Annotated in this window: 12 protein-coding genes; 3 read left to right on the top strand and 9 right to left on the bottom strand. The window is 70.3% G+C overall.

Features of this window, described 5'->3' with window-relative positions:
- Positions 1-125 precede the first annotated feature (125 nt).
- Positions 126-608, top strand: coding sequence for an Lrp/AsnC family transcriptional regulator (locus ABZV40_RS36815; protein ID WP_355452652.1), 483 nt, complete (start codon positions 126-128; stop codon positions 606-608).
- Between the two features lie 79 nt (positions 609-687).
- Positions 688-2,028, top strand: coding sequence for an aspartate aminotransferase family protein (locus ABZV40_RS36810; protein WP_355452649.1), 1,341 nt, complete (start codon positions 688-690; stop codon positions 2,026-2,028).
- 47 nt (positions 2,029-2,075) lie between these two features.
- Here the strand turns inward: ABZV40_RS36810 and ABZV40_RS36805 are convergent, their stop codons facing one another.
- From ABZV40_RS36805 to ABZV40_RS36790, 4 genes are all read right to left on the bottom strand, one after another.
- Complete coding sequence (locus tag ABZV40_RS36805) at positions 2,076-2,990, bottom strand: PHB depolymerase family esterase (RefSeq protein ID WP_355452646.1); 915 nt, start codon at positions 2,988-2,990, stop codon at positions 2,076-2,078.
- Positions 2,991-3,142: 152 nt separating this feature from the next.
- Entirely contained in the window at positions 3,143-4,660 is a 1,518-nt protein-coding gene (locus tag ABZV40_RS36800; protein WP_355452643.1) for a long-chain fatty acid--CoA ligase, read from the bottom strand.
- A gap of 4 nt (positions 4,661-4,664) precedes the next feature.
- Positions 4,665-5,774, bottom strand: a complete 1,110-nt coding sequence (locus ABZV40_RS36795; protein ID WP_355452640.1) for an NAD(P)-dependent alcohol dehydrogenase — start codon at positions 5,772-5,774, stop codon at positions 4,665-4,667.
- A gap of 11 nt (positions 5,775-5,785) precedes the next feature.
- Entirely contained in the window at positions 5,786-7,264 is a 1,479-nt protein-coding gene (locus ABZV40_RS36790) for an aldehyde dehydrogenase family protein (RefSeq protein WP_355452637.1), read from the bottom strand.
- A gap of 66 nt (positions 7,265-7,330) precedes the next feature.
- Between ABZV40_RS36790 and ABZV40_RS36785 the strand changes: the two genes are divergently transcribed.
- Positions 7,331-7,750 carry a MarR family transcriptional regulator gene (locus ABZV40_RS36785; RefSeq protein WP_355452634.1) on the top strand — a complete coding sequence of 140 codons (420 nt, stop codon included), beginning with the start codon at positions 7,331-7,333 and terminating at the stop codon, positions 7,748-7,750.
- 131 nt (positions 7,751-7,881) lie between these two features.
- On the opposite strand, the gene ABZV40_RS36780 is transcribed toward ABZV40_RS36785, so the two are convergent.
- The 5 genes from ABZV40_RS36780 to ABZV40_RS36760 form a co-directional block, all read right to left on the bottom strand.
- Complete coding sequence (locus tag ABZV40_RS36780) at positions 7,882-8,844, bottom strand: PDR/VanB family oxidoreductase (RefSeq protein ID WP_355452631.1); 963 nt, start codon at positions 8,842-8,844, stop codon at positions 7,882-7,884.
- Positions 8,808-8,966 (bottom strand): hypothetical protein, encoded by a 159-nt coding sequence (locus tag ABZV40_RS36775; protein ID WP_355452628.1) that lies wholly within the window; start codon positions 8,964-8,966, stop codon positions 8,808-8,810. The genes ABZV40_RS36780 and ABZV40_RS36775 overlap by 37 nt, the downstream gene beginning before the upstream one ends.
- Complete coding sequence (locus ABZV40_RS36770) at positions 8,963-9,997, bottom strand: aromatic ring-hydroxylating dioxygenase subunit alpha (protein ID WP_355452625.1); 1,035 nt, start codon at positions 9,995-9,997, stop codon at positions 8,963-8,965. Before ABZV40_RS36770 ends, ABZV40_RS36775 begins: the two co-directional genes overlap by 4 nt.
- An 87-nt stretch (positions 9,998-10,084) precedes the next feature.
- On the bottom strand, positions 10,085-10,852 hold the full coding sequence (locus tag ABZV40_RS36765) for an IclR family transcriptional regulator (protein WP_355452622.1): 768 nt from the start codon (positions 10,850-10,852) through the stop codon (positions 10,085-10,087).
- Between the two features lie 87 nt (positions 10,853-10,939).
- A complete protein-coding gene (locus ABZV40_RS36760) occupies positions 10,940-12,010 on the bottom strand; it encodes a questin oxidase family protein (RefSeq protein ID WP_355452619.1) in 1,071 nt (356 codons plus the stop codon).
- Positions 12,011-12,089: the final 79 nt, after the last annotated feature.

Here is a 12,089-nt window from a genome sequence, read left to right as displayed (position 1 = left end):
CGGTTTCCGAGCCTGATGGCAACGAAATCAGTAGTTCAGATGCACTCAAGCTACCGGAACCGTAGGCGGATTGCGATGGTCGCGTCTTGCCGCCTGACCGGTGGTCATGTGGTCATACTGTGCGCGTGAAGAGGACGAGCCCAGCGGACGACCGCAACCAGCTGATCATCGACGACGTCTCGAAGGCGATCATCGAGCAGCTCCAGCAGGACGGCCGCCGGCCGTACGCCGCGATCGGCAAGGCGGTCGGACTGTCCGAGGCGGCCGTGCGTCAGCGCGTGCAGCGCCTGTCGGACGCCGGTGTCATCCAGATCGTCGCGGTCACCGACCCGCTGCAGGTCGGCCTCTTCCGGCAGGCGCTCGTCGCGGTCAAGGTGCAGGGACCGATCGAGCCCGTGGCCGACGCGCTCGCCGAGATCGACGAGGTCGCGTACGTCGTGATCTGCGCCGGTCGCTTCGACGTGCTGTGCGAGATCGTGTGCGAGGACGACGCCGCCCTGCTCGATCTGATCTCCCGTCGCGTGCGCACGTTGCCGGGGGTCGCCGACACCGAGGTGCTGGTCTACCTCTCGCTGCGCAAGCAGTCCTACCAGTGGGGCACTCGCTGACTGCGGATTTCGTTGCATCAAGCGCATCCATCTACTGATTCGCTTGCCTTCCTGCGTTACGTGTGCGATAAACGTAGTCATGCCGCTTGACAATCTCTGGTTGCACTTCACGCGCCACTCCGCCGCCGATGACCACGCCGTGCCCGTCATCGCGCGCGGCGAGGGCGCGTACGTCTGGGACACCGAGGGCAGGCGGTATCTCGACGGGCTCGCCGGCCTGTTCGCCGTCCAGGTCGGCCACGGCCGCGAGGAGCTCGCCGAGGCCGCCGCCCGGCAGACGCGCGAGCTCGCCTACTTCCCGCTCTGGTCGGCCGCCCACCCGAGAGCGATCGAGCTGGCCGAGCGCCTGGTCGCCGACGCGCCGGGCGATCTCAACCGGGTCTTCTTCACCGTCAGCGGCGGCGAGTCCGTCGAAACGGCGTGGAAGCTCGCCAAGAACTACTTCAAGCTCACCGGCAGGCCGACCAAGCACAAGGTCATCAGCCGCTCGCTCGCCTACCACGGGACCTCGCAGGGTGCCCTGTCGATCACCGGGCTGCCCGCGCTGAAGAAGGACTTCGAACCGCTCGTGCCCAGCACGATCCGGGTGCCGAACACCAACTTCTACCGCGCGACCGAACACGCCGACGACTACGAGGCGTTCGGCAGGTGGGCCGCGGACCAGATCGAGCAGGCCATCCTGTTCGAGGGTGCGGACACCGTGGCCGCGGTGTTCCTCGAACCGGTGCAGAACACCGGTGGCTGCTTCCCGCCACCGCCCGGCTACTTCCAGCGCGTCCGCGAGATCTGCGACCGGCACGACGTGCTGCTCGTGTCGGACGAGGTGGTCTGCGCGATCGGCCGCCTCGGGCACACCTTCGGCGCCCAGCGCTACGGCTACCGGCCCGACATGATCACCACGGCCAAGGGACTCACGTCCGGTTACGCCCCGCTCGGCGCGGTGCTGGTCGACGAACGGCTGATGGAGCCGTTCCGCCAGGACGGCACGATCTTCATGCACGGCTCGACCTACGGCGGCCACCCGGTGTCGTGCGCGGTGGCGCTCGCCAACCTCGACCTGATCGAGCGCGAGGACCTCTACGGGCACGTGCTGTCCAATGAGGACGCGTTCAGGTCCACTTTGGACAAGCTCAGGGACCTGCCGATCGTCGGTGACGTCCGCGGCACCGGCTTCTTCTACGGCATCGAGCTGGTCAAGGACAAGGACGCCAAGACCAGCTTCACCGCGGAGGAGTCCGAACGCATCCTCAAGGGGTTCGTGTCCACCACCTTGTTCGAGAACGGCCTGTACTGCCGCGCCGACGACCGCGCCGAACCGGTCGTCCAGCTCTCGCCGCCGCTGATCTGCGACCAGTCCCACTTCGACGAGATGGAGCAGATCATCCGGCACACGCTGGAAGGCGCCTGGAAGCTGATCTGAGGACGGGGTGGTTTCCGCTGCCAGGCAACGGAAACCACCCCATCAGCTCAGCTGGTGATGCCGAAGAACTCGACGGCGACCGCGGCCATGCCGGCGGACGGCAGGCTGTGCCCGGCGCCCTGGATGCTGTAGGCCTCGACCTTGTCGGCGTACTTGCGGCGGTTCCAGCCGGCCCGCGGGGTGTCGGTGGACGTCGGTGTCTGGCTCAGCCCGAACACGTTGGTCCACTGCTCGATCTCCTCCTGCAGCAAGGAGTACGGCACGAGGTTGTCGGCGGTGCCGTGCCACAGCTGCACTCGCGGGCGAGGTCCGGTGTAGCCGGGGTAGGCCTGCCGGACGGCGTCACCCCACTGCTGCGGCGTGCGGTTCATGCTGCCGCCGGTGCACTTGCTGCGTCCCGGCGGGTAGTCCGCGGCGTTCGCGAAGCAGTTGAACGGCACGCCCATGAACGCCGCGCCCGCCTTGAAGACGTCCGGGTAGAGCGCGAGCATCTCGTTGGTCATCATGCCGCCGGACGACGATCCGGTGACGAAGACCCGGTTCGCGTCACCGCTGTAATGCTGCTCGGCGTAGGTCACCATTGAGACGATCGAGACGGGGTCGCTGCCGCCGCCACGGCGTTTCGCCGCGTCGGACCAGGTGTCGAAGCACTTGCCGAACCCGGCCTCCTGTTGCGCACTCGGGTAGATGACGATGAACCCGTACCTGTTGGCGAGCGAGGCGAACTCGCTGCCCGAGTAGAAGCCGGGGCCCGAGCCGCCGCAGCCGTGCATGGCCACCACGATCGCGGGCTTGGCCGGGTGGGTGTCCGGCACGTAGACGTGCATGCGCATCCGGCCCGGGTTGTCGCCGAAGTTGGTCACTTCCACCAGTGACGCGGCGGACGCCTGCGGTGCGAGGACCACGCCGGCGAGCGTGAGCAGGGCGCTGACGAGTGTGACGAGTGTTCTGCGTGTGGTCATCATCGACCTCCGGTCAGGGATTCCGGAGACCCGAAAGTATTCAGATTGGTGACGGCCGTCAAGATTTTGCCGAACAAGTACCTGCGTCGTTCGACGAACATCGCGCCGGGGAGGCAGGCCGCCGGCCTGCCTCACTCCACTGTGGACGTACGTCAGCTCGCGGTGAAGGTGGCGGCCGCCCGCGCCCGCAGCTCGACGCGGCGGATCTTGCCGGTGGCGTTGCGCGGCAAGGAATCCACGAACACCACGTGCTTGGGCACCTTGTAACGGGCCAGGTTCGCGACCAGGTGCGACCGCAGCGCGCTCTCGGGGAGATCGGTGCGGGTGACGACGTAGGCGACGCCGACCTCGCCCCAGCGCTCGTCGGACACCCCGACCACCGCGCACGCCTCGACCTCGTCGAGCTGCACGGCGACGGCCTCCACCTCGGCGGGGTAGACGTTCTCGCCACCGGAGATGAACAGGTCCTTCACCCGGTCGACCACGTAGTTCCAGCCGTCGTCGTCGGTCCGCACCACGTCACCGGTGCGGAACCACTCGTCGCCGACGAAGCTGTCGCGAGTCTCCTGTGGACGGTTCCAGTACCCGGTGAACACGTTCGGCCCGCGGACGAGCAGCTCGGCCGGTTCCGCGCGGAGGGGCCTGGGGCGATCGTCCTGGCCGAGCGCCGCGAGATCGGTGAAGAAGTGCGGGACACCGGCCGAAACCGGATGTGCGAGAGTGCCGTCGTGGGTGCCCATCGACACGCCGGGGGAGGCCTCCGTCATGCCGTAGCCCTGCAACAACCGGACACCTCGGTCGAGCCACGCCCGCGCGACCCGTTCCTGCACCGGCGATCCGCCGTAGAGCACGCAGGTCAGCGAGCTGAGGTCGGTCGTGTCCCAGGACGGGTCCTGGCACATCATCTGCAGCATCGTCGGCACGGCCGAGAAACCGGTGATCCCCGCTTCCGCGATGCGCGCGAGGATCGTGCCGGGGTCGAACCTGGCGACCGGTTCGACGCTGCCGCCCTTGAACAACGTCGGCAACGTGATCTGGCCGAGGCCGACGCAGTGGAACAACGGCGCGATGCACAGCGCCCGGTCGGTGCTGAGCACGTCGAAGTGGGCGAGCTGGTTGACGGTGTTCCAGGTGAGGTTGCCGTGCGTGAGCACAGCCGCCTTCGGCTTGCCGGTCGTGCCGGAGGTGTAGAGCAGCAGGCACGGGTCGTCGAGCGTCACCCCGGCCGAGGGCGGCGCACCGGCAGCGGTGATCTCCGCGTCGAAGTCCTCCGTGCGCAGCACGCCCGGCAGCGGCCCGGACACCGACGCGACCAGCTCGTCGGCGTCCGCGCTGTGCACCAGCAGGGACGCGCCGCTGTCGGTGAGCATGTACCCGATCTCCGCGCCGGACAGCCGGTAGTTCAGCGGCACGAAGATCGCCCCGCACAACGCCGTCGCGAACAACGTCTCGAACACGCTGATGTCGTTGACGCCCAGGTAGGCGACCCGGTCGCCGGGTCGCACGCCGCGCCCGGCCAGCACGGCCGCCAGCCCGTCGACCCGGCGGGCGAGCTCGGTGTAGGTCAGCGCGCGGTCCGCCTGCACGAGTGCCGTGCGGTGCGGGGAGATGCGCGCGCGGCGGGCCGGCCAGCTGCCGAGGCCGGAGTTGCCCGGTCCGATCATCATCATCGGCTCACCCCAGTCGCAGCACGGGTTTGATGGTGACGCCCGCCAGCGCGTCGTCGACCGCCTGCTGGATGTCACCGAACTCGTAGTGGGTGATCAGCCGGTCGATCGGCATCCGGCCCGCGGTCACGAGCTCGACGAGCACCGGGATCAGCGACTGCGTCTCGGCGTCGCCCATGGTGAGGCCGACGATCCGGCGGCCGGGCAGCATGAAGTTCACGTTGACCGGCACCTGGGTGCCGAACGCGGGCGCGCCGACGATCACCGCCGTGCCGCGGGTCGCGAGCGAGGAGATCGCGACGCCGAGCACGTCGGCGTTGCCGGTGGTCTCCACGACGCCGTCCACGCCGCGGCCGGACGTGAGCTTCGCGACCGCCTCCCCGAGGTCCTCGGTGTTCGTGTCCACAGTGTCGGTGGCACCCAGCTCGGCCGCCAGCGCAAGCCTTTCCGGGACGCGGTCGACCGCGATGATGCGAGTCGCCGGGGTCAGTCTGGCCGCCATGACCGCGGAGAGGCCGACCGCGCCGGCGCCGGTGACGAGGAGGGTGGCGCCGGGTCGCGGGGCGAGTACGTGCCAGACCGCGCCGGCGCCGGTCATGACCCCGCAGCCGAGCGGGGCGAGCAGGTCGAGCGGGGCGTCGGCGGGCGCCTTCACCACGCTGCGTTCGTCGACCACGGCGTGGTGGGCGAAGCTCGACTGGCCGAAGAAGCGGCCGCCGAGCGGGACGCCGTCGCGGGAGATCGGCGACGTCCCGTCGGCCCGTTCGCCGCCGATGAGGTTCGACGGCAGCCAGGTGTCGCAGTAGGCGGGGTGACCCTCGCGGCAGTTCTGGCAGCGGCCGCACGAGGTGTAGCTCAGCAGCACCTGGTCGCCCACCGCGACCTTGGTGACCGCGGTGCCGACCTCCTCGACGATCCCGGCACCCTCGTGGCCGAGCACGCCCGGCAGCGGGAACGGCAGGTGACCGCCCGCGACGCCGAGGTCGGTGTGGCAGACGCCGGCGGCGACGACGCGCACGCGCACCTCGTCCGGCCGCAGGTCGTCGAGTGCCACCTCGGTGAGCGCGAACCCGGAACCGGCGGACTCGACCACGGCCGCCGTTGTTGTGGTGGACATGGCTTTGCTCCTCAGGCCAGTGAGATGACGACGGACTTGGTGCGCGTGTAGGCGGCGAGCGCCTCCGGCCCGTACTCCCGGCCGTACCCGGAGTCCTTGACGCCGCCGAACGGGATCGCGGGGTCGAGCATGGCCCAGTCGTTGACCCAGACGATGCCCGCCTGCAGCCGCGCGGCCACCCGGTGCGCGCGGGCGAGGTTCTCGGTCTGCAGCCCGGCCGCGAGGCCGTAGGGCGTGCCGTTGGCCATCGCGATCGCCTCGTCCTCGGTCTCGAACCGCTGCACGGTGAGCACCGGGCCGAAGATCTCCTCCCGCACGACGGGGGAGTAGTCCGGCAGGTCCGCGATCACCGTCGGCTCGTAGAAGAAACCGGCCCGGTCGGCCCGCCGTCCACCCGCGACGATCCGGCCACCGTCCGCCTTCGCCTGCGCGACATAGCCTTCCACTTTGGACAGATGGCGTTCGCCCGCCATCGGGCCGATCACGGTCGCCGGGTCGAACGGGTCACCGAGCGGGACGTGCGGCACGGCACCGGCGAGCGCCTCGACGACGGCGTCGTAGAGCGGTGCGGCGACGAGCAGCCTGGGGCCGCCCATGCAGAACTGGCCGGTGTTGAACACGAAACCCTTGATGGCCGCGCCGATCGCCTTGTCGAGGTCGGCGTCGTCGAAGATGATGTGCGCCGCGTTGCCGCCCAGCTCCATCGTCATCGGCTTGAGCTGCGCGCCCGCCACGCTCGCCGCGTGCCTGCCCACGGTCGTCGACCCGGTGAAGGCCACCTTGTCGACGCCGGGGTGGCGCAGCAGGTGCTCGCCGATCTCGGTGCCGTACCCGGTCACCACGTTGACCACGCCGTCGGGCACGCCCGCCTCCGCGAGGATCTCGGCCATCAGCAACGCGCTGAGCGGCGTGTCCTCCGCGGGCTTGTGCACGACCGTGTTGCCGGCCGCGAGCGCCGGCGCGATCTTCGAGCTGGACAGGATCAGCGGGAAGTTGAACGGGGTGATCGCCGCGACCACCCCGACCGGTTCGCGCCGGGTGTAGGCGTGCACGGGCAGCGGGATCTGCCGCGTTGCTCCGTCGAGGGTCTGCGCCAGCGCCGCGTAGTACTCGTACTGCTCGGCGGTCGTCTCCACGTCGACCGGGCGGCACAGCGCGACCGGCTTGCCGACGTCCAGGCTCTCCACCGCGACCAGCTCGTCGGCTCTGGCGCGCACGCCGCCGGCGACGCGGTGCAGGATCCGGGCGCGGTGCCTGCCCGGCGTCGCCGCCCAGCCGTCGAACGCCGCCCGTGCCGCGTCGACCGCGTCGTTCACGTCCGCCGTGCCGGCCCGCGCGACCGACGTCACGACCGACCCCGTGGACGGGTCGACGACGTTGATCCGGCCGCCCTCCGCCGACTCCTGCCACCGGCCCCCGATGAACAACCTGCCCGGCTTGACGTCGGGGCGCCGCACCGTCGCGGCAGGCCGGTCGTCGACTGTGGTCATGTGGGTTTGCCTTCCTGTGACAGGCTTCGGGTGTTCGGGGAGATCGATCGGGGAAGGTGAGGCACCTTGCGGCCGTCGCTGATGTACGAGGTCAAGCAGGTGGAGCTCGCGGTGCGCGCGCTCATGGACGAGGTGCTGCGCCCCGCCGGCGTGACGACCCTGCAGTACACCGCGCTGACCGTGCTGGCCGGGCGGGACGGCCTCACGTCAGCGGAACTGGCGCGGAACTCGTTCGTGACCGCGCAGACGATGACCGACATGGTCGCCGCGCTGGAGCGGCGTGAGCTGATCGTCCGCGAGCAGGACCCCGCGCACGGCAGGAGGTTGCTGATCAGCCTCACGGACAAGGGCAGGGCGTTCCTCGACGAGCACGCCGACGAGATCGCGGCGATCGAGGAACGGATGGTGAGCAGGCTCGACAAGGGCGAGCGAACCGCGCTGCACGACCTGCTCAACCGGTGCCGCGCCGCTCTGACCGGGCCCTAGGTACCGCGCATGGTTCAGCTCCTCGTCGAGCTCGGTATCAGGGTTTCGAATATAAGGAATCCTGATATAGAAAGCATGCTGGTGCTTGGTTGAACTGTCAAGTGTCTGTTCGCTGTCCGGTGGTGCCCTGTTCAGAGGTCCAGCACCAGGCGCGGTGAACGCGACCGGGACACGCAGATCATCATCACGTCCGCGGTCTCCCGTTCCTCCGCGGTGAGAACGGAGTCGCGGTGGTCGGGAGTGCCGTCGAGCACCACCGTCTCGCAGGTGCCGCAGGTGCCTTCCTGACAGGACGACAGCACGGACACGCCCGCCTGCTCCACGACTTCGAGCACGGACTTCTCCGGCGGCACCTTCAGCACCGTGCCGGTCTCCGCCAGCTCGACCTCGAACTCGTGCCGCGGCCCTTGTGCCGCACCGGGTTTCGGTGCGAACCGTTCGACGTGGAGTGTCCCCTTCGGCCAGATCGCGCAGCGTTGCTCGACGGCGGCCAGCAGGGGTTCCGGCCCGCAGCAGTACACCGCGGTGCCTTCCTCCGGTTCACCGAGCAGCGCGTCCAGGTCCAGCAGGCCGTACTCGTCCTGGGGACGGATCTCGACCTGGTCCAGCCGTTCCAGCTCGTCGCGGAACGCCATGGACGACCGGGTCCTGCCACCGTAGACGAGCCGCCAGTCGTGCCCGGACGCGGCGACCTGGCCGATCATCGGCAGGATCGGCGTGATGCCGATGCCGCCCGCGACGAACAGGTAGCGCTTGGCCTCGACGAGCTCGAAGTGGTTGCGCGGTCCGTCCACCTCGACCAGCTGCCCGGCGGCGAGCACGTCGTGCACGTGCCGCGAGCCGCCGCGCCCCGCCTCCTCGCGGAGGACGGCGACCCGCAGGACCGTCCGGTCGGCCGGGTCACCGCACAGCGAGTACTGGCGGACCAGGCCGTCGGCGAGCACGAGGTCGACGTGCGCACCCGGTGTCCAGGCGGGCAGCGGGTCACCGTCCGGGTGCCGCAACGTCAGCCGCACCACGCCGTCCGCGATCGTTTCCTTCTTCTCCAGCAACAGTTTCACGGCGCGTGTCCCACGGGGTGGTCGAGCAGCCATTCCCACAGCTCGACGGGATCCTCGAACTCGCGTTCGGCGGAGCAGTGGCAGACCGCGCGGAGCCGATCGGTGCCGAGCACCCAGTGGATGCGGAACACGCGGTTGCCGGTCAGCGCGTTCATGCCTTCTCACACAGGCGCTTGAGCATCCGCCGCGCGGCGAGCCCACCGGTGTCGATGTTGATCGACAGCTCCTGGTAGCCCTCGGGTTCGTTGGCGATGACCTGCTCCAGCACGTTCAGGGCGACGACGTCCTGCAGGACCACCGTGCGGTTGTTCTCCGCGAGGAACGCCGAGACCTCCTCGTCGCCGAGCGCGAAGTCCCGTGCCACCGCCCAGAAGTCGTGCGTGGAGGTCTCGGTCTCCGGCGTGATCGCGTACACGACCTCGACGTGGAACGCGTCCGGGTCGCTGCCGTCCGGGTTGGGCACGGACCCGACCGGCGCGATGCGGCTGTGCAGCTTGTACAGGCACGGCGGCGTGTACTCGATGTCCTGCCAGCGCGCGATCCTGCCCTGCAGGCCGGTCGACTTCGAGTAGAACGGCGGGCATTCGGCGTCGTCCATGTGCCGTGAGACGTAGACGATGCCCGCGTCCTCGTCCACTTCGGTCGTGATGGGCGTGGAGGCCACCTCCGGCGTGCCGATGTAACCGCCGTGCAGGTAGGTCTCGTGGGAGAGGTCGAGCAGGTTGTCGACGAGCAGCTCGTACCTGGCGTTCAACGGTTCCATGCCCGACACCGTGGTGTAGTCGGGCGCGACGAGCCACGGTGCGCGCGGGATCTTCGTCGCGTCGGCGTTGGCCGGGTCGCCGATGAAGACCCACACGAACGAGTCCTGCTCGACCACGGGGTATGGCGAAAGCCGCGCGGTGCGCGGAATCCGCGTCTGCCCCGGCACGGCGACGCACTTGCCGCCCGCGTCGTAGGTGAAACCGTGGTAGCCGCAGACCACCTGGTCGTCGACGAGCCGCGACGGTGGCTGCGACAACGGGAACCGCCGGTGCACGCACCGGTCCGCCATCGCCGTGACCGCTCCGTCGCGGGTGCGCCAGAACAGGATAGGCTCGCCGCAGACGGTGCGGCTGAACAGGTCGTGCCCGATCTCGGACCCGTAGGCGGCGACGTACCACTGGTCGCGCGGGAAGCCTGGCATCGGCGCTCCTTCTCCGTGGTGGGAAGGGCACAGCGTGACCCAGACCACGACCCGAGCCGTAGATCGGTTTCCGTAAAATGGAAGCTCTTAACCCGAGAGGGCGCGTGAGATCGCCTGAGCGCTGGTGCGCACGAGCCGCGCCAGCGCGTGCGGCGTGGTGCTCCCGTGCCGCACCACGAGCGAGACCGCCGCGACGACCGCACCCTGCCGGTCCCGGATCGGCGCGCCGACCGACAGCGCGTCCATCGTGACCTGGCGGTCGCTGATCGAGAACCCGTTCGACCTGGTCTCGGCGAGCATCCGGCGCAGCCGCACCGGATCGGTGACCGTCCGGTCGGTGTACCGGTCGATCGGGCTGCCCAGCACCTCCTCCTGCACCTCGACCGGGGCGTGCGCCAGCAACACCAGCCCGACCCCGGTGGCGGTGAGCGCGAACCGCCCGCCGACCCGCGTGAGCACCGGCACCGCACCGGACCCCGCGATCCGTTCCACGAAGACCAGCTCGGTGCCCTCCCGCACGGCCAGCTGCACGTTCTCCCTGGTGACCAGCGACAGGTCCTCCAGGAACGGCAAGGCGGCCTCGCGCAGCCCGGGACCGCGCGGCGCGAGCGAGCCGAGCTCCCACAACCGCAGCCCGATCCGGTAGAGGCCGTCGGCGCCCCGCTCGACCGCGCCCCACTCGCAGAACTCGTTCAGCAGCCGGTGCGCGGTCGACAACGGCAGGTCCGCCCGTCGCGCCAGCTCGCTCAGGGTCAGCTCGCGGTGGTCGGCGTCGAACGCGCCGAGGAGGTGGAGGGCACGGCCGACGACCGGTCCGGTGGGACCGGCGGGCCGGCCTCGTCTGGGCGCGTTCACCTGGTCATCTTGCCCCGGCGGTGGTTGTGGGATCAGTGGGGCGGGGTCGGTTTCGGGCAGCCGCGGCCCCTTGCCACACCAGGTGCGTCACGGCGACTCGATGAGTCGTGCGGCGTGCAGGGCGGCGGCGAGGACGCGTGGGTCACCGGTGTCGTCGAAGACGTCGAGGGCGGTGTCGGCAAACTTGATGACGTGCTCGTCGCCGTGCCGCGCGCCCAGGTCGAGCACCTCGGCCACCGGATCGGAACCGAGCTGCGGTGCGGACGGTGATTCCGGCCGCGCGGGGGCGTAGGCGGCGGTGATGGCCGCGCCGGCCGACCATACCGCGGTGAGGCTGGGCACCCACATCGCCGTGGGAAGCACGGGCAGGACGTGCCGGACGGCGTTGGGGGCCGTGGCGGTGTGCACCAGGAGCACTGGGCTCGCCTGGCCGTGTCCGAGGTAGTCGAGCACGGCCGCCTCGACCAGGTCGGCCAGGAGGACCGGCACGTCGGCCGGGGCCGCCGGTGGGCGCAGGTTCGCCAGTGCGGCGGGCCAGCCGGGGAGTTCGGCGAGCCGGGTCAGGCGGTGCGCGATGAGCCCGCTCTGGTCGGCCAGCCTGGGCACCGCGGCCAGCGCGGCACGGGCCGTCAGGGCGGCGGCCTCTGCGAGGTCCGGCACGGGGGCGCCGAGGCCGGGAAGGGGACGCCACCGAGCCGCCCAGAAGGCCAGCCCGTGCCCGAGCTCGGCCGCCGCCGGCCGGTCGTCGTCCGCGGCGCGCAGGGCACGTACCGCGTGTCCGACTCGGATGACGCCGTGGGTCGAGCCGGCGATGATGCCGGGCAGCAGCCGGGGCCACCACGTCGCGAGCACCTGCCGCCACGGGTGTTCCGCGAGCTGCCGGGTGAACCAGGCCGTCCAGTCGCCGATCCGGCGCGGGTCGCCGAGGGCGGCGCGCCAGTTGTGCGCGGTGATCGGGTCCACGGTGCCGGGGAGGTCGGTGAGCCGGTCGAGGTAGCGGTCGAGCCAGCGGTGCACGTTCAGATCGAGGCCTCGGCGCACCATCACCTCGACGGCCATCGGGCCGTGGTTGGTCAGGCCGTGGTTGCCTTCCTCGTCGCCGCCGAACTCCGGTCCCTTGCCGTGCAGCCGTTGGTACGCCTCGTCGAGAACCGTCATGGCTCACCCCCATCAGGTCGGGGACGAGCATGCGCGGGCGGCGATCGGCCGGTCGAGGATTAGCCTGTGGCCTAATCTG

This window comes from Lentzea sp. NPDC004782 (genome assembly GCF_040609115.1).
In the GTDB taxonomy this organism is placed as follows: Bacteria; Actinomycetota; Actinomycetes; order Mycobacteriales; family Pseudonocardiaceae; genus Lentzea.
Note: the sequence above shows the minus strand (reverse complement) of the source record. Positions and strands in the feature narration are given on the sequence as shown.

Bases quoted from the DNA above. Each gene is read 5' to 3' on its own strand.
- ABZV40_RS36810 (WP_355452649.1), top strand. From the start codon at position 688: ATGCCGCTTGACAATCTCTGGTTGCACTTCACGCGCCACTCCGCCGCC.
- ABZV40_RS36805 (WP_355452646.1), bottom strand. From the start codon at position 2,990: ATGACCACACGCAGAACACTCGTCACACTCGTCAGCGCCCTGCTCACG.
- ABZV40_RS36800 (WP_355452643.1), bottom strand. From the start codon at position 4,660: ATGATGATGATCGGACCGGGCAACTCCGGCCTCGGCAGCTGGCCGGCC.
- ABZV40_RS36795 (WP_355452640.1), bottom strand. From the start codon at position 5,774: ATGTCCACCACAACAACGGCGGCCGTGGTCGAGTCCGCCGGTTCCGGG.
- ABZV40_RS36790 (WP_355452637.1), bottom strand. From the start codon at position 7,264: ATGACCACAGTCGACGACCGGCCTGCCGCGACGGTGCGGCGCCCCGAC.
- ABZV40_RS36780 (WP_355452631.1), bottom strand. From the start codon at position 8,844: ATGGCTGCTCGACCACCCCGTGGGACACGCGCCGTGAAACTGTTGCTG.
- ABZV40_RS36775 (WP_355452628.1), bottom strand. From the start codon at position 8,966: ATGAACGCGCTGACCGGCAACCGCGTGTTCCGCATCCACTGGGTGCTC.
- ABZV40_RS36770 (WP_355452625.1), bottom strand. From the start codon at position 9,997: ATGCCAGGCTTCCCGCGCGACCAGTGGTACGTCGCCGCCTACGGGTCC.
- ABZV40_RS36760 (WP_355452619.1), bottom strand. From the start codon at position 12,010: ATGACGGTTCTCGACGAGGCGTACCAACGGCTGCACGGCAAGGGACCG.